The sequence below is a fragment of the Stieleria mannarensis genome (assembly GCF_014154935.1).
In the GTDB taxonomy this organism is placed as follows: domain Bacteria; phylum Planctomycetota; class Planctomycetia; order Pirellulales; family Pirellulaceae; genus Stieleria; species Stieleria mannarensis.
Genome location: NZ_JACEHH010000022.1, coordinates 63936 through 89009, shown reverse-complemented (window position 1 = coordinate 89009; position 25074 = coordinate 63936). Strand labels below are relative to the sequence as shown.

The 25074-nt window shown below is 61.2% G+C and carries 18 protein-coding genes; 11 read left to right on the top strand and 7 right to left on the bottom strand.

The window, feature by feature from the left end:
* Nucleotides 1–20: 20 nt before the first annotated feature.
* The gene (locus tag H1B37_RS16180) at nucleotides 21–644 is read right to left on the bottom strand and encodes a hypothetical protein (protein ID WP_182867694.1); all 624 of its coding nucleotides are present in this window, start codon (nucleotides 642–644) and stop codon (nucleotides 21–23) included.
* A gap of 216 nt (nucleotides 645–860) precedes the next feature.
* Between H1B37_RS16180 and H1B37_RS16175 the strand changes: the two genes are divergently transcribed.
* From H1B37_RS16175 to H1B37_RS16160, 4 genes are all read left to right on the top strand, one after another.
* Nucleotides 861–2057, top strand: a complete 1197-nt coding sequence (locus H1B37_RS16175) for a Gfo/Idh/MocA family protein (RefSeq protein ID WP_286177811.1) — start codon at nucleotides 861–863, stop codon at nucleotides 2055–2057.
* 142 nt (nucleotides 2058–2199) lie between these two features.
* Nucleotides 2200–2916: a 2-C-methyl-D-erythritol 4-phosphate cytidylyltransferase gene (gene ispD / locus H1B37_RS16170; RefSeq protein WP_182867693.1), complete on the top strand. Its 717-nt coding sequence runs from the start codon at nucleotides 2200–2202 to the stop codon at nucleotides 2914–2916.
* A complete protein-coding gene (gene tyrS, locus H1B37_RS16165) occupies nucleotides 2909–4195 on the top strand; it encodes a tyrosine--tRNA ligase (RefSeq protein WP_182867692.1) in 1287 nt (428 codons plus the stop codon). The genes ispD and tyrS overlap by 8 nt, the downstream gene beginning before the upstream one ends.
* A gap of 133 nt (nucleotides 4196–4328) precedes the next feature.
* A complete protein-coding gene (locus H1B37_RS16160; RefSeq protein ID WP_286177810.1) occupies nucleotides 4329–5687 on the top strand; it encodes an EF-hand domain-containing protein in 1359 nt (452 codons plus the stop codon).
* A gap of 101 nt (nucleotides 5688–5788) precedes the next feature.
* On the opposite strand, the gene nrdR is transcribed toward H1B37_RS16160, so the two are convergent.
* A complete protein-coding gene (gene nrdR, locus H1B37_RS16155; protein ID WP_182867691.1) occupies nucleotides 5789–6253 on the bottom strand; it encodes a transcriptional regulator NrdR in 465 nt (154 codons plus the stop codon).
* A 161-nt stretch (nucleotides 6254–6414) separates the two neighbouring features.
* On the opposite strand from nrdR, the gene H1B37_RS16150 reads away from it, so the two are divergent.
* The gene (locus H1B37_RS16150; RefSeq protein ID WP_182867690.1) at nucleotides 6415–6828 is read left to right on the top strand and encodes a DUF4339 domain-containing protein; all 414 of its coding nucleotides are present in this window, start codon (nucleotides 6415–6417) and stop codon (nucleotides 6826–6828) included.
* Nucleotides 6829–6927: 99 nt separating this feature from the next.
* Here H1B37_RS16150 and H1B37_RS16145 read toward each other — a convergent pair whose 3' ends face one another.
* The 3 genes from H1B37_RS16145 to H1B37_RS33890 all read right to left on the bottom strand — a co-directional run bounded on the left by H1B37_RS16145 (nucleotide 6928) and on the right by H1B37_RS33890 (nucleotide 11183).
* Complete coding sequence (locus H1B37_RS16145; RefSeq protein ID WP_182867689.1) at nucleotides 6928–8280, bottom strand: hypothetical protein; 1353 nt, start codon at nucleotides 8278–8280, stop codon at nucleotides 6928–6930.
* Nucleotides 8281–8419: 139 nt separating this feature from the next.
* Nucleotides 8420–10897, bottom strand: a complete 2478-nt coding sequence (locus H1B37_RS16140) for a pilus assembly protein N-terminal domain-containing protein (protein WP_182867688.1) — start codon at nucleotides 10895–10897, stop codon at nucleotides 8420–8422.
* Nucleotides 10898–11048: 151 nt separating this feature from the next.
* Nucleotides 11049–11183: a hypothetical protein gene (locus H1B37_RS33890; protein WP_286177809.1), complete on the bottom strand. Its 135-nt coding sequence runs from the start codon at nucleotides 11181–11183 to the stop codon at nucleotides 11049–11051.
* Nucleotides 11184–11402: 219 nt separating this feature from the next.
* Between H1B37_RS33890 and H1B37_RS34435 the strand changes: the two genes are divergently transcribed.
* The 5 genes from H1B37_RS34435 to H1B37_RS16115 all read left to right on the top strand — a co-directional run bounded on the left by H1B37_RS34435 (nucleotide 11403) and on the right by H1B37_RS16115 (nucleotide 22534).
* Complete coding sequence (locus tag H1B37_RS34435) at nucleotides 11403–14282, top strand: PD-(D/E)XK nuclease family protein (RefSeq protein ID WP_182867687.1); 2880 nt, start codon at nucleotides 11403–11405, stop codon at nucleotides 14280–14282.
* Nucleotides 14279–16801 carry a UvrD-helicase domain-containing protein gene (locus H1B37_RS16130; protein WP_182867686.1) on the top strand — a complete coding sequence of 841 codons (2523 nt, stop codon included), beginning with the start codon at nucleotides 14279–14281 and terminating at the stop codon, nucleotides 16799–16801. Before H1B37_RS34435 ends, H1B37_RS16130 begins: the two co-directional genes overlap by 4 nt.
* A gap of 139 nt (nucleotides 16802–16940) precedes the next feature.
* Nucleotides 16941–18257 carry a metallophosphoesterase family protein gene (locus H1B37_RS16125; RefSeq protein ID WP_182867685.1) on the top strand — a complete coding sequence of 439 codons (1317 nt, stop codon included), beginning with the start codon at nucleotides 16941–16943 and terminating at the stop codon, nucleotides 18255–18257.
* Entirely contained in the window at nucleotides 18254–21805 is a 3552-nt protein-coding gene (locus H1B37_RS16120; RefSeq protein ID WP_182867684.1) for a YhaN family protein, read from the top strand. Before H1B37_RS16125 ends, H1B37_RS16120 begins: the two co-directional genes overlap by 4 nt.
* Before the next feature lie 147 nt (nucleotides 21806–21952).
* The gene (locus tag H1B37_RS16115) at nucleotides 21953–22534 is read left to right on the top strand and encodes a hypothetical protein (protein ID WP_182867683.1); all 582 of its coding nucleotides are present in this window, start codon (nucleotides 21953–21955) and stop codon (nucleotides 22532–22534) included.
* A 73-nt stretch (nucleotides 22535–22607) separates the two neighbouring features.
* On the opposite strand, the gene H1B37_RS16110 is transcribed toward H1B37_RS16115, so the two are convergent.
* Both H1B37_RS16110 and H1B37_RS16105 read right to left on the bottom strand, forming a co-directional pair.
* The gene (locus H1B37_RS16110) at nucleotides 22608–23267 is read right to left on the bottom strand and encodes a class I SAM-dependent methyltransferase (protein WP_182867682.1); all 660 of its coding nucleotides are present in this window, start codon (nucleotides 23265–23267) and stop codon (nucleotides 22608–22610) included.
* A complete protein-coding gene (locus tag H1B37_RS16105) occupies nucleotides 23267–24163 on the bottom strand; it encodes a hypothetical protein (protein WP_182867681.1) in 897 nt (298 codons plus the stop codon). Before H1B37_RS16105 ends, H1B37_RS16110 begins: the two co-directional genes overlap by 1 nt.
* A gap of 289 nt (nucleotides 24164–24452) precedes the next feature.
* Between H1B37_RS16105 and H1B37_RS16100 the strand changes: the two genes are divergently transcribed.
* Nucleotides 24453–25064 (top strand): peroxiredoxin family protein, encoded by a 612-nt coding sequence (locus H1B37_RS16100; RefSeq protein ID WP_182867680.1) that lies wholly within the window; start codon nucleotides 24453–24455, stop codon nucleotides 25062–25064.
* Nucleotides 25065–25074: the final 10 nt, after the last annotated feature.

Below are 25074 nucleotides of genomic sequence, written 5' to 3'. Positions count from 1 at the left end.
GTTATCGAGCCGAGGGGCGTCTAGCGAAGCGCGTCGCGGTCGACGACGGGGTCGGCCGATCCGGTCGCCAGCAGCACCATGTTGCCTTGCTGGGGTTGGTTCGAGTTCATCAGCGTGCGGTTGAAGGGGATGTAGTAGCACGCATAGGTCCCCGTGGTCGTGTTCAACACATAGACCACCGACGACGCCAGGGGATTGTTATTGCTGCTGGGCATATCGACCAGTCCCGTTGTCATCATGTACTCGGCGCCTTTGCCGGATCCCAACGCGTCGTGAACGTTGACCACGAACAGCCCCAGAAACTTCCCCAGACGCGGGTACATCACCGAACATTGCAGCAGCCCCGAGTTGTGGTCCAAGACGAACAGCCCTTCCGCACGGTCGCTGATAAATCCGGTCGCCATCGAAAACTTTTCGCTGGACACCGCGGCGGTGGCATCCAAGGTTGGCAGCGTCACCCCCAGCGGATTGTCATGCTGTTCCGCCTCAATCGCGGCCTGGCGCAGGGCATGAGTCTGACCGGCAAAGTACGCCGCGACAACGATCGACGCCAGCGTGACAACGGCCAGCAAGGGGATCGACCGGCGGCGAAGGAACGAGCGCTGGTCAGAGCGCTGATCAGCTTGTGGAGGATGGTCAACCATGAAATTCTGCTCCGTGCGGCAAGGATGGGGGGACAGGCGGTGATCGAAAAGTGAATCCGTACCCGATGGGCGTCACTGGCGGCCGTCGAGACGGGGGAGTCGAGACGGGGAATTGTAGGCCAGCGGGCCTGTCTTTACGATTGCGGGCCAAGCGAGATTTCAATCCCACGACGAAAAATTGTCCCTGTTTGTATCACCGAGGTCAACAAAATCCCTATGGGCATCAATGAACCCCTGAATCGAAAACTCCGCATGGCGCTCGTCGGCGGCGGACAAGGCTCGTTCATCGGTCGGGTCCATTCGATCGCCGCCTGCTTGGACAATCGCGCGGTTTTGACCGCCGGAGCACTCTCGAGCAACCCCGAGCGGGCCAAGTCATCGGCCCCGGATTACGGGATCGACGACGCCCGCGCGTACACCAGCTATCAGCAATTGATCGAATCGGAACTGGCACTCCCCGAAGACCAGCGGATCGATTTCATCAGCATCGCCACCCCCAACCACGTCCATTTCGAAGTCGCCCAGGCGGCCGTCAAAGCGGGCTTCAACGTCGTCTGTGATAAACCGATGACGTACGACCTTGCCCAAGCCGAACAGCTTCTCGAAACGGTCCAGAACAGCGACGTCGTGTTCGCGCTGACGCACAACTACACCGGCTATCCGCTCGTCCGCCAGGCGCGTGCGATGGTGCTCGGCGGGGAGCTGGGCGAAATCAACGCGATTCGATCCCAGTACATCCAAGGCTGGCTGCGTGATTCGATCGAAACGGACGATCAAAAACAGGCCGCCTGGAGAACCGATCCGACCAAGAGCGGTGCCGCCGGGGCGTTCGGTGACATCGGCACCCACGCCTATAACCTGGGCCGCTTCATGACCGGGTTGTTGCCCGAGCAAATCAGTTGCCACCTCAAGACGTACGTGCCCGGACGACGGTTGGATGATTATGGCACCGCCGTGATCCGCTACGAAAATGGTGCCCTGGGAACGGTGACCGCGTCGCAGATCAGCCACGGACGCCATTGTGGTTTGGAAATCGAAATCGACGGCACCAAGGGCTCGTTGACTTGGCGACAAGAAAACCCCAACGAAATGTCCTTCCGCCGCAACGGCAAAGCACACCAGATCCTGGTGCCCCCGCCCGAACCAGAGTACCTGGATCGGATGGGCGCCGGCGTGTGCCGATTGCCCGCCGGACACCCCGAAGCGTTCTTGGAGGCGTTCGCCAATATTTACATCGGGGCGTTCGATGACATGGTCAAACGGGCCGCGGGGCAACCGTTTGACCGCCGCGATTCGATCTACACGAATTGTCATGACGGCGTCGAAGGCATGTACTTTATCCAACAGTGCGTCGCCAGCAGCGGTCAGGATGCAGCCTGGGTACCGCTGCGACACGAAGCGGCGCGGCGGTAGTGCGTGTGGCCGGGTTTTCGGGTAGCCGATGGGTTCGGAGAGTCGCCGTGTTCTCCGAACTCGGCGTGCGCGTCAAAGCGGAGCTTAGCCCGCGCCGACCTCGGAGAGGACGGCGACTGTCCATTTTCGTAAAGGATTCCTGATGTCAATTTCTCCCAATCACGTTGCGGTCATCCTGCCGGCCGCCGGCAGCGGACGGCGGTTCGGTCGCGAAGAGAACAAACTGTTCGCGGTGCTGGCCGGCGATCCGATCTGGTTGGTCGCCGCCCGGCGATTGCGAGCGCACCGCAGGGTGGCGCGGATCGTGATGCCGGTCTCCGATCAGGATCGGCCGCGATTCGAAGGTGAGTTTGCCGCGCAGGTTCGGGAATTGGCGATCGAACGGGTCCCCGGCGGTGCCGAGCGAACCGACAGCGTGCGATCGGGTCTTAGCCATGTCGCCCAGGACGATTCGGTCGGCTTGATCGCGATTCACGACGCGGCCCGCCCGTTGGTCCGCCAGGATGACTTGGACGCCGTGTTTGCCAAGGCCGACCAGACCGGCGCGGCGATCCTGGCCGCGCCCGTGACCGCGACCGTTAAACAGTCGCTCGACGCGGGGGTGTCGTGCCGGACGGTCGACCGCAGTACCCTTTGGCTGGCCCAGACGCCCCAGGTCTTTGCACCGGACATCTTGCAACGCGCCTACGCCAAACACCGCGGCCGGCCGGCAACCGATGACGCCGAATTGGTCTCACGGCTCGGAGTCGACGTGGCGCTGGTTCAGGGTTCGCCGGACAATTTGAAAATCACCCATCCCAATGACTTGGTCGTCGCCGAGGCGATCCTGAAAACTCAAATCGAATCCCACCATGCCTGAAAAAGACCTGATCGAAGAACTGCGTTGGCGCGGCTTGATCCACCAAGTCACCGACGAACCGGGGCTGAAGAAGCTGCTCGATTCCCAGCCGCAAACAATCTACATCGGTTTTGACCCCACCGCGACCAGTCTGCACGTCGGGTCGATGATGCAGTTGATGTTGCTGCGGCGGTTCCAACAGGCCGGCCATCGCCCGATCGCCTTGGTCGGTGGTGCGACGGGGATGATCGGCGACCCGACCGGCAAAAGCGAAGAACGCAACCTACTGTCGGGCGAACAGCTGCAAGCCAACATCGCCGGCGTCGAAGCCCAAATGCGACAATTCCTTTCCTTCGAAGGCGACAACGCGGCGCTGCTGTTGAACAACTTCGATTGGATGAAAGGCTACAGTTACCTGGAATTCTTGCGCGACGTCGGAAAGAACTTTCCCGTCGGCACGATGATGGGCAAGGAATCTGTCCGGGCGCGGTTGGGCAGCGATGCCGGACTCAGCTACACCGAGTTCAGTTACATGCTGCTGCAGGCCTACGATTTTGTGCACCTGTGTCGCGAGCACGGCTGTCTGATCCAAGCCGGCGGCAGCGACCAGTGGGGCAACGTCACCGCCGGCATCGATCTGGCCCGACGCATGCTGGGCAAGCAGGTCTTCGGGATGACCGCTCCGCTGTTGACGACCAGCGACGGCCGCAAGATGGGCAAAACCGAAAGCGGCGCGGTCTGGCTGGACCGCCAGCGCACCAGCCCCTACGCGTTCTACCAGTACTGGTTCAACGTCAGCGACGACGACGTGATGAAGTGCATCGCGTACCTGACCGAAATCGAGCGTGAAGAATACGACGCGCTGGCCGAAATGACCGCTTCGGATCCGGGACGCAACACCGCCCAAAAGCGTCTGGCCGAGTGGATGACCCAGTTCGTCCATGGCGAAGATGGTTTGAATTCCGCACTCAAAGCCAGCAAAACCCTGTTCGGCGGCGAGATCGAAGCGATGGACGACGCGATGCTGAACGAGATCTTCGCCGACGTCCCCAGCCAGGAGATGGCCCGCGAGGCGTTGTCCGGCGAAGGGTTGTGGGTCGTCGAAGCGTTCCAACAAGCCGGGCTAGCCAAAAGCGGCGGAGAAGCGCGGCGGGCGATCAAAGATGGAGGCGCGTACATCAACAACCAACGCGTCACCGACATGAACCGGCATCTGGTCGAATCCGACCTGGCCAGCGAAACCGTGATGGTGCTCCGCAAGGGCAGGAAGAATTACGCGCTGCTGCGGTTTTCGCGGTGATCGCTTGTTGAGCCCGTGTCGGCATCCCCTGCCAGCGGGAAGCGTCAGCGAGCGGCCGATCATTCTTTTAGGCCAATCCGCCCGGATCAGTTAGACTGACGAAACCTTCGTCCCCGCCCGAGGTTTCATCACCATGAACACTCTAAAAACTTCAGTTTTCGCGGTTTGCTGTGTTTTCGTCCTGCTGGCCCCCTCGCCCGCATCCGCCCAACGCGGTGGCGGTGACCGGGGAGAACGTGGCGGCGGAGATCGTGGCGGCGGAGATCGTGGCGGCGGTGGATTCCGCGGCGGCCCCCCCGGTGGCGGAGGCGGCTTTCGTGGCGGCCCCGGTGGCGGCAGTCCGTTCGGTGGCGGCGGTGATCGCGGCGGCCGCGGCGGCGGTTCACGTGGCGGATTCGACCCCAGCAGCTTTCTCAGCCGGCTGGACCGCAACGGCAACGGAACCATCGACCCGGATGAACAGCAAGGCCCGGCGCAGTTTCTGATTCAACGCTTGCAGTCGACCGATCCGAGTATCAAGCCCGGCCAGCCGATTTCGATCAAGCGTGTCACCGAGTCCTTTCAAAAGATGCAAGAACAGCGCAGCGGCGGCGATTCGTCTCGCGGCCGCGGCGGTTCGGACGACGATTCGTTGACGCCGGAGTTGTTGGTTCCCGGATTCGGAACCGACGCGCCTCCGCCGATGCTGGCCGGTTTTGGTCCGGCCGCCGAAATGATGGATGTGGTGGTGACCGATGAAGACCGCCGACAGGCCGCCGAAACGATTCGGCGCTACGACCGCAACCGCGACGGTGTGCTGCAAAAGAATGAACTTTCCAGTCGCTTTTCCGGCAACCCGATGGATTTTGACCGCAACAAGGACGGGCGATTGACCGACGGTGAATTGGCCGTCCGTTACGCCCGCCGCCGCGAATCATCCGAAGATCGCCGCAATGACGACCGCAATCGCCGCCGCGACAGTGACCGCGGCGGCGACGTCGAACCGCCGGATGTTTATGGCGGTCGCAAATCCTATCGCATCACCGGCGAAAAACGATTGCCCGAAGGCTTGCCGGGGTTCTTTACCGATAAAGACGCCGACAACGATGGCCAGGTGGAAATGGCGGAATTCGCCAGTAAGTGGGATGACCAAACGGTCGCCGAGTTCTTCCAATCGGATCTCAATCGCGACGGCGTGATCACCGCCGACGAAGCGATCCGAGCGGTCGAGCGCGGCGCCAGTCCCTCCGGCGCGGCCACCATGGCGTCCACCTCGTCGTCGTCCGCCTCTGGCAGCGCTGCCCCGGCCGGCGAAATCGGCACGCCGGACGACAAGATGATCAGCTATGCCGAACGCATCATCGGCCGCTACGACGCCAACAACGACAAGAAGTTGGTCGCCAGTGAATGGAAGAAGATGCTGATGAGCCCGGCCGATGCCGACGCCAACCGCGACGGAACCATCACCGTCAACGAATACGCCTGGTGGATGCAGTCGCGGTCACGCAAGTAAATGCCAGCGGGAAGCGTGAGCGAGCGGCCCGTGACTCAACGCCATCGCCAGCGCAGGCCACTGGCTCACGCCACGTGCTAGCATTCCATGACAGCATCGGCTCAGGTCCGGATCGGGCGTTTGCTCAGCCGGCTGACTTCGTTGATAAAGTCTTCGGCGGAGTGGAATTCCTGATAGACGCTGGCAAAGCGGATGTAGGCGACTTCGTCCAGTCGGGACAGATGGGCCATCACGATCTCGCCGACCTCCTTGGCCGGGATCTCGGTCTCATATTCCTGGTAGATCTCCGTCTCGATGCTCTGCACGATCTGCTCGATCTTGTCGCTCGGGACGGACCGTTTGCTGCAGGCGCGTTCGATGCCGCGTCGGATCTTTTCGCGATCCAGGGGTTCGCGGGTTTGATCGCGTTTGACGACGCGCAACGTCAACTGCTCGATTTTCTCGACCGTCGCGAAGCGGCGGTTGCAGTTGGTGCAGACCCGTTTGCGACGAATCATGTAGCCGCCTTCAGCCGTCCTGGTGTCGAGGACGCGGTCTTCATCGAGATGGCAAAATGGGCAGCGCATGGGCGACCAGTCAGAGCTAAGGCGAGCGGGCAAACGACCATTATCTGGCCAAATGACTTAAAAAGGCAAGGCCGCGCCCTTTTTTGTCGCCCTCGGTCCGTATCTGCTAAACTGGTTCGGGTTCCAGCGAACCGGGGGCTTTCTTGGGAGCGATTCGAACCGTGACGGCTTGGTTTTTACAACGAATGGAAGGCAACGTTCAAACGGAAGTGGGACCGTTGCGTCCGAGCGAATTGTTGGCGATGGTCCGCAAGGGCGAGATCAAACCCGAGACGCGATTGCGAAAGAACGATTCGGCGTGGTTTCCCGCCAGCGACGTCGGCGGTTTGTTTGAAGCCGCGGTCCGTCAAGAGATCCAGTATTACTGCCCCGCGTGCGGGCTGCGGATCGACCCGCCGCCACGGACCTGTCCGCGCTGTCTGCGTGACATCGGTCGCGGGGAAGCACGCGAGATCAAACCGGAAAAGATGACGGCCAACATCGCGATCAGCGGGGAAGCGGAAGAATCCAAGGAGGAGCGTCAGAGCGTGCAGAACTGGTTGCAGAAAAAGGTCGCCGGCAGATCGAAAAAATAGCCGCGAGATCCCCCCCGCGGTCGAGTGTGTGCTCGATCGCGAGGAGAACCGGGCGGCTACTGGGTGAATCGCGATTGGGGGCATCGTTGTGCGGTCGGATCAGTATCGCAATTCGATACCGAAGGTTCCGCCGTAGAACAGCAAGCCGTCGTTCATGTCAATACGGCTGCCGAGCGCGTTGGTGACCGCCGCGTCGATTTGGCCGGGGACCAACGCGGTGTTGGTGATGTACAAGACCTCGCCACCGCCGCGGATCGACAGGATCTCGCCGAGCTGGTACCGCAGGGCCAAACCGACATCGAACACGCCGCAGAAGTCATCGTCGTCGCGGCTGGTGCTGAGCACCGTGGTGCCTTGATTGCGGAGCCGGACTTCGGAGTCGGCAAAGTTGTAGTGGACGCCGATCCGGGCTCGCAGATCGGTGTAAAGGTTCTGCGTCAGCGGATTGAGCAAGTCCAGACCGAGCTGCAACCCGGCCATCGTGTTTTCGGTGCTGGCCGTCAAATCGGAGTAGGACGAAAAGATGTCTTTCTCCGACGCATACCCATAGTCTTCTTCGACGCGAATCAGTCGTCCGCCGAACAGCACTTTGGCAACGTCCCAGCCGACGATCGTCTTGTTCAGCTCCGCACTCCAATACTCGGTATTGTAGAACTGGGTTTGCAGGTTGGCATCTTGAAAGGGATCCAGGAACGAGCCGTCAAAGTTTTGCGGGTGTGGATTGGTAGCCGTCGGTGGGCCGTCACCGTCGAACAGATAGGAGTCGATGTTTCCCGGCGAGTTGGTGTCGACAACCTGCAGGTGGCGGTTCCATTCGGTCGGTCCGGTGAAGGTGAACTCGTATCCGTTGACGCAATTGGGCAGCGTTCCGAACGTGATGCGGGGCATCCATTCGAATCCGAAATCATCGATGCGTTCGTTTTGGGTCAAACTGAACCCGTCCTCGCCGTTGCGTTCCATGTACATCGCTTCGATGATCACATAGTAGTAGGGATCACAGGGGACCCCACAAGCCATGCTTTGACCGCCGTAGCCGGACATGCCATGGCCGGACATGCCATAGCCGCCGCAGGCACCGTTGCAGGAATGTTGCATGCAGCTTTGGCAGGCGTATCCGACTTGGGCGACGCCGCCGCCGGCGGTCGAGGCGAAGTCGCCGGCGAGGGCGTGGGAAACCGATCCGGGGGCCAGGCGGCCGGGCTGGACGTCGGCCGCGGTGGGCACGTCCGAGGCGGAGATGATCTTGGTCCCCGGAGTGAACATCGCGGCCGCGGCGGCCGGATTGCCGGCGGTCGCCCCGGAGGGCGTCGGTTGTCCGGCACCGAGCGTGCCCACCAATCCGGTTTGTGCCGAGGCAGTCGCGCCGCCCGCAGCGATCATGGCGGCCGCGGCGATCGCCAGAACCCTTGCGGCGTGACGCCGGAGGACGGAGTGGATCAGAGGGATGTTCATGTCGAACCTCGTTGACTAAATCGCTGCGGAACAGTTCCGCGATGAATCAGTGGTTAGTGTGACGTTTCTACAATCAGGTTGAATCGCGTCTGATGTGTCGGCCCCGTTGCCGGAGCAGCGACAGACCATCCCGCTTGGATCATCGAACTTTCAAATTGTCTTGGACCGGGACCAGACAACTCTTTCGCACCATGCGAACGATTTGTTTTGCCGTCTCCTCGTCATCGCAGCGGCCTGCGACGACCAGTTCTCCGCCGCGGAGCGACACGACGACGCTGGCGCTGGGAAACGCTTTGTCGATCGAATCGTTCAGCAGTTCGGTGTGGGCGGCGACTTTTTCACCAACCGCGTCGACACCCTCGCTGACCTGGATCTGGAAGGTCTGTTTGCGGGTCGGTTGTCCGTCGACCACATCGGCCCAGATCGTCATTTGGGTCTGCCCCGTCCCCGTGCCGATCAGCTTGATTTGATTGGCCCCCGATGCGAACGCTTGGCACACGTCCTTGTCGTCGATCGTGAACCGTCGCACGCGACCGCCGATGGTCATCGACCGCACCTGGGCACGCCTCAGTTGTAAAACGACCGCTTGGCGTTGGTCACCGGACGCCCCTCCTTGGCCGTCGTGCCGCCGGGACGCACGGGGATCGGGGACAGTCACATCGATGCGTTTCTGTTCGGCCGCGATGCTGTGGCGTCGCAGGTTGGAACGTGAGGAGGCGAGTCGGGCGGGGATACCGGAATTGGCCCTGGCGACCGGCGGGTGAGCCTTCTGGGCCGTGCCGCCTGAGGCCGCTTGCGACGGATTCACGACCACCGGTGCCGCAATCAACGGGGCTTCATCGGTGCCGATTTGTTCGATGCCGGGTGCCTCGGAGGTCACGATTGCGTGCGATCCGACGTGATCGGTTGTCACTTGTCGTCGCAAACCTTCCGCCTCTGTCCGCCCCAGCACCGTTCGGGTGGCGACCGGCTGACGCCTGGAAATCGCCGGCATCGCAGCCTGCTCGACGGGTTCCGCCGATCGGGTGTTCGGTGCGGCCTGCGGTTGCTCGCGGGCTGTCACCGGTGCTTTGGCGACCAACGCAGCCTCGGGGACCTGCTCGGACGCTGCGGTGGTGTTTGCATCGGCGTTCGTCGTCGGCCGATCCGGATTCTGCGGGGCGGGATTCGTGTTCGCCGCATCGTTGAAACGAATCGGGTCGATCGTCGACTGCACGACCGCGGTGTCGCGATCGGAAAGCGAAAGGTCGACCGGTGGCGTCGCGATTGCGACCGCTTTGGGATGTCGATTGACCGCGATCTGCGAGACCGATTCCTGAGCGGGCGGCTCTGCGGTTTCCGCCGCGTCAGCGATGTGCAGCGGTTGCGGTGCCGATTGGACCTTTTGCAGGACCGGTTGGGCTTGTTGCTGCGAAGGCACCTTCAACAGTCGGGCGCGAGACCGATTGCTGACGACCAGGGCGTCGACCTGGTCATCACTGCTTGGATCCGCCTTGCTCGCCGGCCCGACTTCGTCGCCTGACGCCTGGGCCTTGCCTTTATCGATCGGCGCGAACGCTTCGGCGATGAAGTTGACGGCCGGCGCGAGTTTTACCGGTGTGTCAATGACGACGGGTGACGCGTCGGGTTGGCTCGCAGCGGCGGCAGGCGATTGTGACGGGGCGTCATTTTCGGCCGTGGTGGACGTTGGTGAGTCGGCGATTGCGGTGCCGTACGCCTGCTGGTCGTCAACTTCCGCGACCGGGGCCGCGGGTTCGGCGGGTTCGGCGGGTTCGGCGGGGGCCTCAAATTGGCCGGTGAAGGCATCGCCGGCTTCGGCCGTGTCGTCGGACAGGGTAAAGAAGATCGGCTGGGTTTCCCGGATCGTCGTCTGATGTTCGCGGGCGTCGGTCACCGGGATAACGCGCGAGGATTGCTCGGCGGCGACACCGATGGGAACGGCCTGGCCGCGGCTGGCCCAGCGTGTCGGTTCGGATGACGCGGCGGTGCCGGCCGGGGCAGAACTGATCGGGGCAGAACTGATCGGGGCTGCGGCACCGCTGGGGATCGCCAGGGGTGCGGGCGAGGTCGACGGGGCCGTCACCGCGATGCTTTTTTGCGGCGGTTGGCTTGGCGTCTGCGGTTGGCCGAATCGGTCAAACGCGTCGACCCGCGTGGCGGGGGCATGGTCGCCACCGAGTGCGATCAGCGGCTGGTCGCTCACACCGGTCGGCTGGAAATTGGGATTCTGGCGTACCCGTCCGACCGGATTGTCAGACAGATCACTCTTTCCAGACAGGCCACTGGTCGTGCCTGCCTGGTCGGCGGCGACCAGCGGGGCGCCGGAGTTGGTCGCGGCGGAGGGCTTTCCGGCGGAGGGCTGGCCGGCGGCAAAGAACGGATTGGACTGGACCACGCCCACGGACATCCCCGAGCCGCTTTTGGCGCCTTGACGGACCAGTTGCGGAGTGGTGTTGTGTTGCTGGAAATAACGCGATTGCATCATCGCGCCGCGCGGTTGCTGCGCGCCGGCCGATGAGCTCGATGCGACCAACACCGCCAACAAAACCGCTCGCTTTGCGATGCGACCTGATGAGTCGATGGGTTGGACTGTCAATTTCGCGTTGATTCCACGCATGCCGCGTTCCTGTCATCCCGGTGTTTTCGGCCCCAATGGACCGTCATCGGGTCCATCGAAAGGATGTGCCCCCCTCGGCACACCGACGGCACGCAGCGATTGCGCGCTGAATGTCCGTTGGTTTACGTATCGGATGCGTGTTGGCGCGACATTAACGATTCTCGGGGCTCCAACGGCTGTAACGCTGGAATCGTTTGTCGCGATTGATACGGCTGACATGGCGTTGCTCTCCGCCACGGGTCACATCAAACGCCGTGAATCGATAGGATTGGACCAAACGTGTCACAGCGATGCTCGACAACAACGCAGCAGGGCTAGTGCGGGGGCAACTTTTAAACTTGGGGTGCCGCGGAAAAGGGGTCAGGTACCAAAAATGCGAAGCACCCTTCGGGCCATTTGGTTTTTGGTACCTGCCCCCTTTTCCGCTCGACAAACGCAACCCGAAAATAAAATGCTGACAAAGCACTAGCCGGAACGGATTTTCAAAAGGGGGGGATGCTTGGCCGTGTCAGATGATCTTTTGCCCACGCGGGGGTGCCGGCGTGAGTTTGTCGGTTGGGATCGGCCGTTGCTGCCCCAGGTGGCGGAGATGATGGTGGCGGGGATGATGATCGATTCCGCCACGAAAAACGCCGTATCGGATTTCAGCGATTGGATCTGTGTGCTGCCGACGGCTCAATCGGCCCTGCGGTTCGGCAACTTGCTGTGCAGCGCGGCGGAATCCCAAGGGCTGCAATACTCCGCACCCCGGATTCTGACCTCCGGGGACCTGGCCGAAGCCCTGTATGAACCCGAGAATCCGATCGCGATTGAATTCGAGCAAACCTTGGCTTGGGCGCGGGTGTTGCGCCAGCGGGACGCCACGTCGCTGCGGCCCTTGTTGCCCGTTTTGCCGGAAACCGAGGCGATCGGGCCGTGGCTGGAACTCGCCGGCACGCTGCGACGTTTGACGGCCGATCTGGCAGCCCATGACGTGAGTTTCACCGACGTGGTGACCGCCAGCGATGGCGCGGACGAAAAACAACGCTGGAAATTGCTGCAAGAGCTCCATGAAATCTACCTCGGCCAGCTGGCGACGGCCGGCATCAGCGATCCGCACCAGCAGCGACGCCGCGCGATCAAACGCAACACCATTCGCTCCGACCGCCGGATCGTCCTGATCGGCGCCAGCGACTTGAACCCCTCGGTGGCCAATGTGATCAAGGCGGTCGACGGTGACCTGGTGGCTTACATCGCCGCCCCAGCCGACAACGCGTCGTGGTTTGACGACCTGGGATGCCTGAAAACCGATGCGTTTTCCAAGTTGCAGTTGCCGCTGACCGATCAACATCTGGTGCCGGCCGGCGACATCGCCGATCAAGCCACCGCGGTCAGCGAGGCGGTGACGGAATTTGCCGCTTCCCATCGGACCGGGCAAATTGCGGTCGGTGTGACGGACGAATCCCACGTCGCCGCTACGGAAATGCAGTTGGACGGTTGCGGGTTGTCCAGCTACCGCCACCTCGGTTGGACCGTCGCATCGACGGCGGTGGGGCGATTGATCTCCCTGACCGCCACCCTGGTCGCCAGGCCGACTTGGCGTTCGCTGGCGGCACTGGTCCGGCACGGCGATGTCCACCGCGTCCTGACGTCACGGCTCGCCGCGTCGCAAGACTACCTGATCCCGCTCGATCAAATGTTGGCCAATCATCTGCCGGTGAATCTGGCCGATCCGCTGCCGGCGGCCGCGATGAAGCACTATCCCGTCGCGGACCAGCTCCGCACGGCCGTGCTGGAGTGGCTTTCGGAATTGATTCCATCCCCTGCGTCGGCCGCGTCGGTTCGCACACGACCGATCGCCGATTGGTGCTTGTGCTTGCTGGAATGGCTCGATTCGATCTATGCCGGATTTTCGAGCGACGATGCGATTTCTCACGATCGCCGACTGACGGCCGAAGCGGTGGCCAAGGCTCGTGAGCTTTTGACGCGGTTCACAAAACTCAGCGGCCACTTGGACGTGCCCGTCTCGGCCGCATCGGCGCTGGAAATGATTGCCGCACGGTTGGCCGATTTGCGTGTCGGCCAGGCGCGGGGCGACGACGACGTCCAGATCCATGGCTGGTTGGATCTGGCATTGGATGATTCGCCGGCCATGGTGGTGGTCGGATTCAATCATCCCTATGTCCCCGCGGCGGTCACCAGTGATCCGTTCTTGCCCGGATCGCTGCGTTCACGCCTGGGCATCGCCGACAACGAACGACGCTATGCCCGCGACGCCTACGCAACGCAATTGTTGCTCTCGACCCGCCAGGACGTGCGTTTGATTGTCGGCAAACGATCCGCCGATGGTTCCCCCACGCCGCCGAGCCGATTGTTGGCCGCATCGCCGGCCGAGGACGTCGCCCGTCGCATTCGAACGCTGTTGGGCGGAACGCGTCACAAGGACAACGTCAGCCACCGCTGGGACAACGACCGAGCGACAACGGAGTTGCCGATTCCCAAGATTCAGACCACCGAATGCCCGGTCAAAACGATGAGTGTGACGGCGTTCAAGGCTTACTTGGAATGCCCCTATCGGTTCTACCTGCGGCACGTCTTGCATCTCAAACCGGTCGACGATTTGGCCCGCGAGCTTGCCGCCAACCAGTTCGGCGATCTGGTCCACGCTGCGGTGGAACACTTTGGCGAGTCCGACGAGAAAGACGAAGCGGACGAGAAACGGATCTTTGAATCGTTACGCCACCATCTGCACGACTATGCGGCCAACCACTATGGCGATCACTCCGAGAGTGCGGTGCGGCTTCAAGTCCGACAGGCCGAGCAGCGTCTGCGTTTCGTCGCCGCCGAACAAGCCAAACGAATCGACCAGGGTTGGCGGATCCACGCGACCGAGGCCAGCGTCGAAGAATCCAAAGGCGCGGGCATCACCGTGGACGGAAAAAAAATGGGACTGCGAGGACGGTTTGATCGCATCGACCGGCACGAGCAAACCGGACAGTGGGCGATCCTGGATTACAAGACCCACGGCCACAAACCCGAGAAAAAACATCTCCGCAAGAACCGTGACACCGGCGAGTTTGAATGGATCGATTTGCAATTGCCGCTGTACCGGATGATGGTCCCGTTTCTGGGCATCGAGGCGCCGCCGCAAGAGGTCCAACTGGGGTACTTTAACGTCAGCGATAAAGCCGACGAGACCAAGATCAACCTGGCGGAGTTCGGCGAACCGTTGATGCAGCAGGCGATGGATCTGATCCATCAATGCGTCCGCCGCATCTTTGCCTGTGATTTTTCACCAAACGAGCAAGGGGTGATGTACGACGATTACGAGATGATCCTGCAGACCGGGGTGGCCAGTCGCATGCTGGCCACCGCCTCGGCGGGCGAAGGAGAGGGCGACCAATGAGCAGCGAAGTGGCATCCCGCGATCGTTCCCCCAGTGACGTGTTTCTTGACGGCAGCCTGCCGCCGGTTTTGGTGCGGGCCTCGGCCGGCACCGGAAAAACGTACCGCTTGACCGCTCGGCTGTTGCAGATCCTGTTCCAAGGTGCGGCGCCCGAGTCGATTCTTGCCACCACATTCACGCGCAAGGCGGCCGGCGAGATTCTGGAGCGGATCCTGTTGACCTTGGCCGAAGCGGCCGATCCCGCAAACGATTCGGCGCTGGAGGATTTGCGGCGACAGGTCGGGCTGGAAACGTTGCCGCGGAGCCTGTGTTTGCAATTGTTGCAGCGGCTGGTCGCATCCATCCATCGCGTCCGCATCTGCACGCTGGACAGCTTGTTCACCCAGTTGGCCAAATCGTTCCCGTTCGAATTGCAACTGCCGCCGGTGTGGCGTTTGACCGATGAAATCGAAGAGGCCTGGTTGCGTGAACGCGCGGTCGATTCGATGGTTTCGATGCTCCAGCCCGGCGAACTGGCGACGTTGCTGTCGATGCTCAGCAAAGGGGAAACCAAACGCTCGATCGTTCGCGAATTGATCCAAATCGTCTCGGGCACCTACACCCAAGCACGACAAACGGCCCCCGATGCCTGGACCCGATTGGACGCCCCGACCACGCCCGATGATGCCGCGTTGACCGCCGCCGCCGGGGCGCTGCGATTGTCACAGCCGCCACAGAAATCGGTGCGGGCGAAGTTCGATGCGATGGCGGAATTGTTGGAAACGCGACAATTCGATTCGCTGACGACCGAAACGTTGATCAAGAACTACGCCAAAGCCAAACGCGACGGCGAGCAACCCAAGCTGGGGCGATCCAAATTGCCCGAGGGGATCGACGACGCCTTGGGAGCGTTGTATGCCGCGGCCCGCTCCAACACCCTGTCCCTGTTGGCCGCCCAGAATGATGCGACCGGACAAGTGCTGGCGTTGTACGACGGACAAGTCGCGCAACTTAAACAATCCCTGCGCACGCTCGGATTTGACGACATCGCCGTGCGGCTGGCCGACCAGTTTTCTCGGGTCGATCACCGGTCGATCAGCCGACGCATGGACGGTGCGATCGACCACGTGCTGCTGGACGAGTTTCAAGACACCTCGCCGGCCCAATGGCAAGTCCTCCGGCCGCTGGCGTTTCGTGCCGCCGATGCGACCGTCGATCCCGACCCGGATCCGGAGTCTGCGGTGTCGCGATCGTTTTTCTGTGTCGGTGACACCAAGCAAGCGATCTACGGTTGGCGTGGCGGCGTGGCGGAGATTTTTGATGCCGTCGGCGCGGAAATCGATGGCATCGAGTCGGTCGAGCAGAACACCAGTTTCCGTAGCAGCCCGGTGATCATGGATGTGGTCAACCGAGTCTTTCAAAACCTCACGCGACACAAGATCGCCGACGCGGCCGCTGGCGGTCATGACGCCGACAAGGCAACGTATGAAGCCCGCGCGGTGGTTCAGTTCGCCAAGCGGTTCCCGGATCACGTCGCATTCAAAGACTCGCTGCCAGGTTATGTCCGCATGGAAACGTGCGAAAAGATCGATAGCCGCGACAGCGCGGAAAAGGCCCAAGCCTGTTACGAACTTGCCGCCCGCCGGATCGCCGAACTGGCCCGCGCGGCGCCGGGGCGTTCGATCGGTGTCTTGACGCGGACCAACAAAGGCGTCGCGAAGTTGATCTTTCTGTTGGAACAACTTAATGTCGACGTCAGCCAGGAAGGCGGTAACCCGCTGGTCGATTCGGCGGCGGTCGATTTGATCCTGTCGGCGCTGATGATGGCCGAGCATCCCGCCGACGGCCGCTGGAAATTCCACGTCGACCATTCGCCGCTGGGGAACGTTGACGGCATGTCGGCCGATTCTGTTCGCGAGCTGGTCACCGAAGTTGGGATCGCACGAACGATTCAACACCTGGCCGGTGTGATCGCCCCGGTTTGTGGCCCGCGCGACACGACGCGTTTGAAACAATTGATTCAGTTGGCGGTTTCGTACGAACCCAACGCGACCGATCGGCTGAGAGATTTCGTGCGGATGGTGCGTGAGAAACGCGTCGAGCGGCCGCAATCGGCGGCGGTCCGCGTGATGACCGTGCACCAGTCCAAGGGCTTGGAATTCGACGCCGTGTTTCTGCCCGAACTCGACGGCAGTCTGACCGGGCGGCCGCCGCTGTGCGTCGCCGATTCACGCAAGTTGACCGACCCGCCGGTCGGGCTGTCCAGGTTCTTGACCAGTGAAGCCTGGCACTTCCTTGATTCCTCGTGGCGAAAAGCGTTCGGCCGAGACGCCGCCGGGAAAATGACCGAGGCGCTGTGCTTGTTGTACGTCGCGATGACGCGCGCCCGGCAAGCCCTGTACATGGTCGTCCAGCCTTGCAAATGTGACGACAAAAAGCCCGCCGCATTGATCCACGCCGCCCTGGGCGTGGACACCGATCCGACCGCAGGAGAGACGTTATTGTACGAAGACGGAGATTCGAACTGGTTTGAACGCTGAATCGGATCCTGGTAGTGGACGACGCAAGGAGTCCTCATAGAGCACAATCCGAAGAGACTCGTCGCCTCGTCCACGACCCGAAAACCGAGCTGCGGCGGGACCCTATCCCACGCCTTCCCCCCCCAGTCCCCACGCAACCTTGACCACACGAAAGATCCTTCACGCGGCGGACATTCATTTGGACAGTCCGCTGAAAAAGCTGGACCGCTACGACAGTGCACCGGCCCATCGAATTCGTCGCGCGTCACGTCGAGCGCTCGAAAACATGACGGCGTTTGCGATCGATGAAGACGTCGATTTGGTCGTGATCGCTGGCGATTTGTACGACGGCGACTGGCCCGACCAAAACACCGGTTTGGCGTTTGTCAAAGAGGCGGCCAAATTGGTCGCGGCCGGAATCCCGATGCTGGTCATCCGCGGCAACCATGACGCCGCAAACCTGATGACGGCATCGTTGCCGCTGCCCAAAAATCCCGACGGCAGCGACCTGTTTCTGCAAACCGGCAAAGCGGAATCGAGGTATCTGGAAGACATCGGCGTCGCCGTTCACGGCCAATCGTTTCGCAGCCGTGCCGAGAAAGCCAATCTGGCGGCAAAGTATCCCGAAGCCACCGCGGGCATGTTCAATCTGGGCATGCTGCACACGGGATTGGAAGGTGCGACCGCGCACGCACATTACGCGCCCTGCACACCGGCACAATTGACCGACAAAGAGTACGACTACTGGGCGCTCGGCCACATCCACGTTCGCGGCGATCACAGAATCGAAGGCGGACCGCCGATCGTTTTCAGCGGAAACTTGCAGGGCCGGCACATCGGCGAACAAGGCGCCAAGGGATGCGTGTTGATCGAAGTCGATTCGAGAAACCAATGCCGATACGAGTTTCGCCCGCTGGACGTGTTGCGTTGGCACGAGTGCCGGATCGATGTAAGCCAAATGCAGGAGCGCGATCAGATCCTGGATGCTTACCAACATTGGGTCGCCGATCAAATCGATGCCTGTGAGGGACGTCTGTTGGTGGCCCGCGTCCGATTGGTCGGCCAGTCGGCGTTGCACGCTTCGCTGCACCAGAATGCCGATTGGATTCGAGCGGAATTGCAGGCGATCAGTGTTGCCGCCGGCGACGAATTGGTTTGGCTGGAAGACGTCAAGATCCGAACGGCGATGCCCAGCGACCCAAAAGTCTCGCTCGATTTCGACGGCCCATTGGAAAGCCTGGCATCGGTGCTGGAGGGTCTGCGCAACGATCCGTCGCTGGCAACGCACGTCGAGCGTGAACTCGCCGGGCTGACCAAAAAGCTGCCCAAGGAACTCAAGGGGGATGACGACCAGGCGGCGTTCCCGTTTGCTGATGATCAATGGGTCGCGGGATTGGTCGAATCCGCCGCGGCCGATGTCGTCGGACGACTTCAGCAGGATGATTCGACCGCCAACCAAGCCGGAGCGACGAAATGATTATCGAACGACTCGATCTCAAAGCGTACGGATTGTTCAGTGACGAATCGTTGGACCTGTCCGCAGGTCCCCGTCGTTTCCATCTGGTGTATGGCCCCAACGAATCGGGAAAATCAACGTGTTTGCGCGCGATCAGCGCGCTGCTGTTCGGCATCCCGACCCGGACCGCCGACAGCTTCCTGCATTCCAATGCCAAACTGCGTGTCGGTGCGACGCTGCTCGGTTCGGACGGGAATCGATTGAGTGTGATTCGGCGAAAGAATGGCAAGACAAAGCTGCACGCCCAGGACGACAAGACACCGGTCGACCCGGCGGAGTTGGAACAGATGCTCGGCGGCATCGACGAAGCCGCCTTTCACCATCGGTTCGGATTGTCGCACGAGCAACTGGTCGCCGGCGGACAAGCGGTGCTGGACAGCAAAGGAGAACTCGGCGAAATCTTGTTCGCCGCCGGTGCGGGCGTCGGGCGGTTGAAGGCGATTCAATCGGAGCTGGAATCCGAAAGCAAGGAACTGTTCCTCGAACGCGGCAAAAAACGCATCAACGCGTTGCTGAGTGAATTGGATGAGAAACGCAAGGTCGTCCGAGAGCTGCAGTCGCCGCCGGCGGAATATCAAGCGTTGAAACGCCAGTTGGCCGAGGCGGAGCAGCAATCTCGTGATCTGGCGGACCAACGAACACGGCTGGCGCAGTCACTGGCCAAACAAAAGGCGTTCCGCGAAGCCCACGCGATCGTTCCCGTGTGGCGACGGCACAAGGCGGAACTGGAAACGCTCGCCGCGCTGCCCACATTGGATGAGGACTTTGCCGCACGCCGCCGTGAAGCGGCCGCCAACCGCCAAACCTACCAACGTCTGGTCGGCCAATTGCGTCAGGAAATCGAAACAATCGAAGCACAACTTCAATCCTGTGCGGTCGACCCCGCGACGATTGAAAACGAAGCGGAAATTGTGGCGTTGTTCCAAGGCATCGCCGCGCGACAGGCGGCGTCGAAAGATCAAGCCAACCTGCACCGGGTGGTCAACAACCGTAACCGCCACCTGCGCGAACTGCTTCGTGACCTGGACATCGACCTCCCCGACGACGCGACCGACGGTGATGTCGATTCCCTGGTCGCCGCTCTGCACGTCAGCGATGCGGCACAGGTTCGGATCAGCGAGCTGGCCGGGGATTGCGAAATGCTCCGCCAGCAAGAACGGGATTCCCTGGAATCGCTTCAGGCCCTGCGCAAACAGCTGGCCGAACTGGAAGACCAACTGGAACGCCACCCCGACGTCGCCGATCCGGGAATGATCGAATCGGTGCTTTCCGAGATCGGACCTCCCGGGGCACTGTTGGACCAAGCCGACCAAGAGCAATCGATTTGTCGTGACCTGCAATCACAATGCGAACGACTGGTTGCCGAGCTTCGATTGGGCCAGATCAGTCTGGACGATGCGGCGAGGTTACAACTGCCGACCGCCGCGGAGATTGATGATCACGACCAAACACTGTCCGATCGGACCCGCGCCGTCGAGGATGCGAAAAAAACCCTCGCCAAACTGCAGCAACAGTTGCAAGAGGCGGGCGAACGGTTGAAGCGATTGGAGGCTGATCAGCCGCTGCCGACCGAACAAGAACTGGTGCAATCACGCGAAACGCGAGACCAGTGGGTCGATCAACTGGATCAAGCACGAACCGATGAAGCGTCGTTCCAAGCGTCCACGCGCAACGTTCGGCAATCGATCCGCACGGCCGATGACGTGGTCGACACGATTCGCAGCCACCAGAAACAGGTGACCGAGCGAGCCGCGGTGACGTCCGAGATCGCTCGAATCAAGCAACAGATCACGGCCGCCGAGGTAGCGGTCGAACACGCCGAGGCGTCGGCCGTCGATGCGTCGCAGAGCTGGGACCAGCTTTGGCAACGTTGCGGTGTCCGCGCTGGCAAGGTCCGCGAGATGCGAACCTGGATCGCCAAACACCAATCGTTTGTCGAAAAATACCGCTCGCTGGAAACGCAACGCGGACGACTCGAGTCGACCCGGTCTCGGATCAGCCGCAACGCCTCGCGTCTGGCTCACACGCTGCAAAACGCCTGGTCGACACGCCCCGTCGCAGCCGGCCACGGTGAATCGCCCGGGTTTTCCGACGATCCCGCCGATCTGGAATCCCTGCACGATCGTGCCACCGCACTAAGAAACGAACTTGCCGCCGCAGTCGCAAACCTGGACCAGATTCGCCGCAAACGGAGTGAAATTCAGACCGCGCTTCCGGCCGCGGAAGCCAAGTACGAATCGAATGTGGCGAAACGGAAACAATGGGATTCCGATTGGAAAACGGCGATCGCGTCCTTTGCCGCCGATCAAGACGTCGGCCCCAGCGTGATCAGCATGCGGTTAAAGAAGATCGCCAAACTTTTCGAAGAGACCCGCGAACGCGACATCATTCTGGGGCGGATCCGGTCGATCGACGATGACGGCCGTTCGTTCGCCCAGCGGTCCTCGGTGATCGCCAGCCTGGTCGGACTGGAGTGCAAGCCGGATCAGCCGAGCGCGGAGATTGCCCAGGCGTTGTACGAACGCTTGCAAGCCGCCAAGAACGCTGCGAACCAAATCGATCGACTCAAGGCGGACTTGACGGCGGCCAAAAAACGACTGGTCGAGGACAGTCAGGTGCTCGAAGCTGCCAGCGGACAACTCGCCCAACTCTGTCGCGAAGCCGGGGTGGAGGATGCCGACGACCTGCCCGGTGTGGAACAAAAGTCCGCGGAAAAGCGTCTGGCCCTCCAGGCGTTTGCCCGTGCGGAAGAACAACTGGCGCTGATCGCCGGCGGCGTCGCGGTGAAGGAGTTTGTCGAGCAGGTCGAATCCCACGACCCGGTCGAATTGGAACAGGAGATCCAGAGTTCGGAAGAATCGTTACAGACGCTCAACGAACGCTGGTCATCGATCGAACAGCAAGTCGGCGCACTGAAGACGGAACTGTCCCGAATCGACGGCGGCGACCGGGCCGCCGAACTGAACCAGGAACTGCAATTGCTTTACGGAACGATTCAACGCGAGGCGCAACAGTACGCGAAGCTGCGAATCGCATCGATGATCTTGCAGCAGTCGATCGAACACTACCGCAGCGAGAACGAAAGCCCGGTGTTGAAAATCGCCTGCCAAGCCTTCGAAGAATTGACTTGTGGACGCTACGCCGGATTGAAACCCGAGTTTGACGACAAGGGCCGGTCGAAGTTGTTCGGCATCGCCGCCTCGCCCGACGAGGAGGAGAATTTGGTGCCGGTTGATGCGATGAGTCTGGGGACTGCCGACGCGCTCTACCTGGCGATGCGATTGGCGTCGCTGGAACACCAACTATCCGCCGGTCACGCGATCCCCGTGGTGATCGACGACTGTTTGATCCAACTGGACGACCAACGCACGGTCGCCGCGATGAAGCGGTTTTCGAAATTGTCCGAGCGAACGCAAGTCATCTTGTTCACCCACCATCAACACCTGATCGATCTCGCCGAGTCGTCGTTGGCCCCCGACCAATTCCACCTTCATCGTCTGGCCGACTGATTGTTAACGGCGTGTTGCGTTTCGTTGAAGATTCTCGGGCGGCGGTCGAATTGAAGGTCCGGTATTTTCCAAAGGCGGTACCATTTCCCCCACACAGGGATCGAATTCTGTCAACGCATCGCAGGCGGAGCGTTTGATGAGAGGGAAATGGCGCGACTAGACAAACAACTGGACAAGCTTTCAGGCGAAAAGGTTTTCCGGCTCCATTGGCCCGAGGACGATTCGATGGACATGGAGTTACTGCGGGCCGAGATGGTGCGCGAAATCAACTCGCACGACCACCGAATCCCTTTGGACCTGCGGGGCGTCAAAGGCGCGCCGGCCGAGTTGGTCGACTTGCTGGTCGACATGGAACGCTACGCAAGGTCCAAGTCAAAGATTCTGTCGATGACGTGGATGTTGCCTCCGATGCGCGATGCGATCGACGAGCGGTTGGGGCGACGCAGCCGTCCCAAATCGGAAAACGAGCCGGACGCAGCCAGCAAGACGGCCCGTGACTTGCTCAATCACGCGGAAAAAAAGAACGAGTACGACCTCTCCAAGGCTCAAAAGCTGGAACGCAAGAAACCCGTCAAGAAGTCAAAGACGGGGAAAAAACACTACCTGAAACTCGTTGCGATCGCTCTCCTCGGAGCAATCGCTGTCGGCGTGGTCGAAGGGGTAATCATCATGCAACAAGAAGAAACCCTGATCGTCCCCGAAAAGGGATTCGAGTCACACCCCCAGTAGACGCCCACCCATCATTCTGCCTTCCATCGTTTTGCCCCCATCGTTTTGCCCGTTGGAATGACAGGCTGGAAGCCTATCCCACGTTTAGGACGCGGCAGGTGGTCATCGGATGCAGGTGGTCGGCGGAGTGCATCGTGACTAGGTTTTGGTTTGCCAGCACACGCTCCAGGTCGACCAGGCGATGGTTCGGCAATCCCGTCTGCCAGCGAAAGAAGCGGTGCATCGCCCACTGGTACGCTGCAGCTTGCCGGCGTCGCCAAGGGGTGTTCGGCCTGACAAAGTCGACAAAGTAGAACAGTCCGTGCGGCCGCAGACCGGCCAAGAATCGAGGCAAACCAGCCGTCAGCTCGCGTTCGGTCAAGCAATCTAAAAAGAACGCCGCCACCAGCAAGTCATACTCGGCGCCCGGCACCGGAAACGTTCTCGCGTCGGCTTGCACAAACGTCACGCGATCCGATGCCCCAACTTGTTCGACACGCCTGCGTTGGCGTCGCAACATCTGCCGGCTCTGGTCAACGGTCGTGAAGTGGCAGTCCGGCTGAGCGACGCAAAGTTCCTGGAGCAATTGCCCGGTTCCATCTCCCAGCACCAGTGCCCGGCCGACCGCCGGGATTTGGTCGACCAGCGCGACGCGTGCCCGGAACAGTGAGTTACCGAACAGACAGAATTCCAGCCCACGGTAAACCTTCGCCAACCGATCGTAGCCCCGCACCGAGAGTTCGTTTCGATCCATCACAATATGGTCGCGACGCCAGAGAACACCACGACGGGGAAGACCAAGGCGAGATCGGCCAACGTCACCCATGGTCCGGGGCGAGCCTGCGCACCGCCGCATCGCATTGGCGAGCTGAGTGTGCGCCCTAATGACAACAGCAACCCATCACTGGCGATCAAACAGAACGCGAGGATTCCGGGGATAACGTCGGCCACCCCCAACCCCGCAACGACCAACGCATGAAGGCCCAAGGCGGTCGGCAAGACGCGCGCGGCGAACGGCGACCGCAGCACCCACGAGTCGAAGTTTTGGACGCGATCCATGTCAGATTCCAGCGCCGCGATGGTCACACAGTTGGCGGTGAACACCAACGCGATCATCGCCACGGAAACGGCCAACGCGATCAATTCCTCGGGCGCGACTTCGACCCAGGCGTTCAAACTGACGCCGAAGGCGAAGACCATGCCGGCCCGCAATTCCTTGGGAAACCAACCCACCGCATCCTTTACAAATTGCACACTGACCACGTACGCCAGGACCGTCGCGATCGCCGCACATCCCCACCGTAATTGGGACTCGGTTGCATAGGAAACCACCACCGCGGTGTCCAACGCCAACGCCAGAATCCAGACCACGCAGATCGTTTTCCGATGGCGGAAATGAAACCGGTGGCGAACCGTATGGGATTGCGCGGTGTCCAGATGCAGCGAATCGAACAGCCGATCGGCGGTGTAGACCAGCCAGATCGAAAGCCCGATGATCGCCAGCTCGTACCCTGACGGCGATCGATGACAAAACTGGTCGGTGAACACGAACAACCAGACCAGACCGACGGAGACCGCATCGAGCGATAACACGTTGGCCCACGCCCAGGCGGGGACGGAGTCACGGTGGTGGGCAGGTGGAGTCGTCAACGGACCGTGGACTCAATGATTCAACGAAGTATCCGCATCTTGGAGGTGGCTGCGGCGATGACACTCGGAATCGGACGATTCTAGCGGGTTTCTTTAATTCTGGCGCTCTCCTCCCCCCCTAGAGATCGGACCGAGGGGACACAGAAGACTCATTGGTCCCATGTGGCCGTGAGAATGCGCCACCCGATCCCCCTTTTTAGCCTGAATGCCATCTGCACCGGTCTCAAATCCAGCCCAGAACTAGCTGGCCCCCTACAATGTACGGCTGGTTTTCAAGGAGAGGTGTCAGGTGTCCGGAACAGTCAGATTCACGATCGGGTTGCTCGCCATGGTTGTCGCATTTGCGCCAGCCGGCTGCAACCGCATGCCCGACGATGGGATCCGGTTTGCGGAGGTGACTGAGTCACAACCGATCGCGATCGAGGACTTTTCGAACTTGCAATTCACCGACAAGGACGGCAATCAGGTGGCGTTGGCCGAGGTGATGACGCGGGACTATTTGGTGCTGGTGATCACCCGGGGCTGGTACGGCGGCGTGTGCTTCTACTGTGCGTCCCAGACCTCGCGTTGGGCACGGCGATTCGATGAACTGGAACCCTACAATGCTCAGCTGGTCGTCATCTTCCCCACCGAAACCGAAGCAGAGGCGCCGAAGCTGGACGAATTGACCAAGCGGATTAAAGGGGGCGAGATTCCCAACGACGACGTTCCCTATCCGATCCTGTTGGACATCAATTTGTCGAGCGTCGACCAATTGGGGATCCGCGCGGAACTGGCCAAGCCGTCGACCTACATCATCGATCGCGAAGGACGCGTCCGATTTGCGTATGTGGGCGAATCGATCGCCGACCGCCCCACCGTCGACTCGGTGCTTCGGCAATTGGGTCAGTTGAATCAATAGTCGTCTCCCC

Coding starts and splice junctions, on each gene's coding strand:
- H1B37_RS16180 (WP_182867694.1), bottom strand. CDS start 644: ATGGTTGACCATCCTCCACAAGCTGATCAGCGCTCTGACCAGCGCTCG.
- H1B37_RS16175 (WP_286177811.1), top strand. CDS start 861: ATGGGCATCAATGAACCCCTGAATCGAAAACTCCGCATGGCGCTCGTC.
- ispD (WP_182867693.1), top strand. CDS start 2,200: ATGTCAATTTCTCCCAATCACGTTGCGGTCATCCTGCCGGCCGCCGGC.
- tyrS (WP_182867692.1), top strand. CDS start 2,909: ATGCCTGAAAAAGACCTGATCGAAGAACTGCGTTGGCGCGGCTTGATC.
- H1B37_RS16160 (WP_286177810.1), top strand. CDS start 4,329: ATGAACACTCTAAAAACTTCAGTTTTCGCGGTTTGCTGTGTTTTCGTC.
- nrdR (WP_182867691.1), bottom strand. CDS start 6,253: ATGCGCTGCCCATTTTGCCATCTCGATGAAGACCGCGTCCTCGACACC.
- H1B37_RS16145 (WP_182867689.1), bottom strand. CDS start 8,280: ATGAACATCCCTCTGATCCACTCCGTCCTCCGGCGTCACGCCGCAAGG.
- H1B37_RS16140 (WP_182867688.1), bottom strand. CDS start 10,897: ATGCGTGGAATCAACGCGAAATTGACAGTCCAACCCATCGACTCATCA.
- H1B37_RS16130 (WP_182867686.1), top strand. CDS start 14,279: ATGAGCAGCGAAGTGGCATCCCGCGATCGTTCCCCCAGTGACGTGTTT.
- H1B37_RS16120 (WP_182867684.1), top strand. CDS start 18,254: ATGATTATCGAACGACTCGATCTCAAAGCGTACGGATTGTTCAGTGAC.
- H1B37_RS16115 (WP_182867683.1), top strand. CDS start 21,953: ATGGCGCGACTAGACAAACAACTGGACAAGCTTTCAGGCGAAAAGGTT.
- H1B37_RS16110 (WP_182867682.1), bottom strand. CDS start 23,267: ATGGATCGAAACGAACTCTCGGTGCGGGGCTACGATCGGTTGGCGAAG.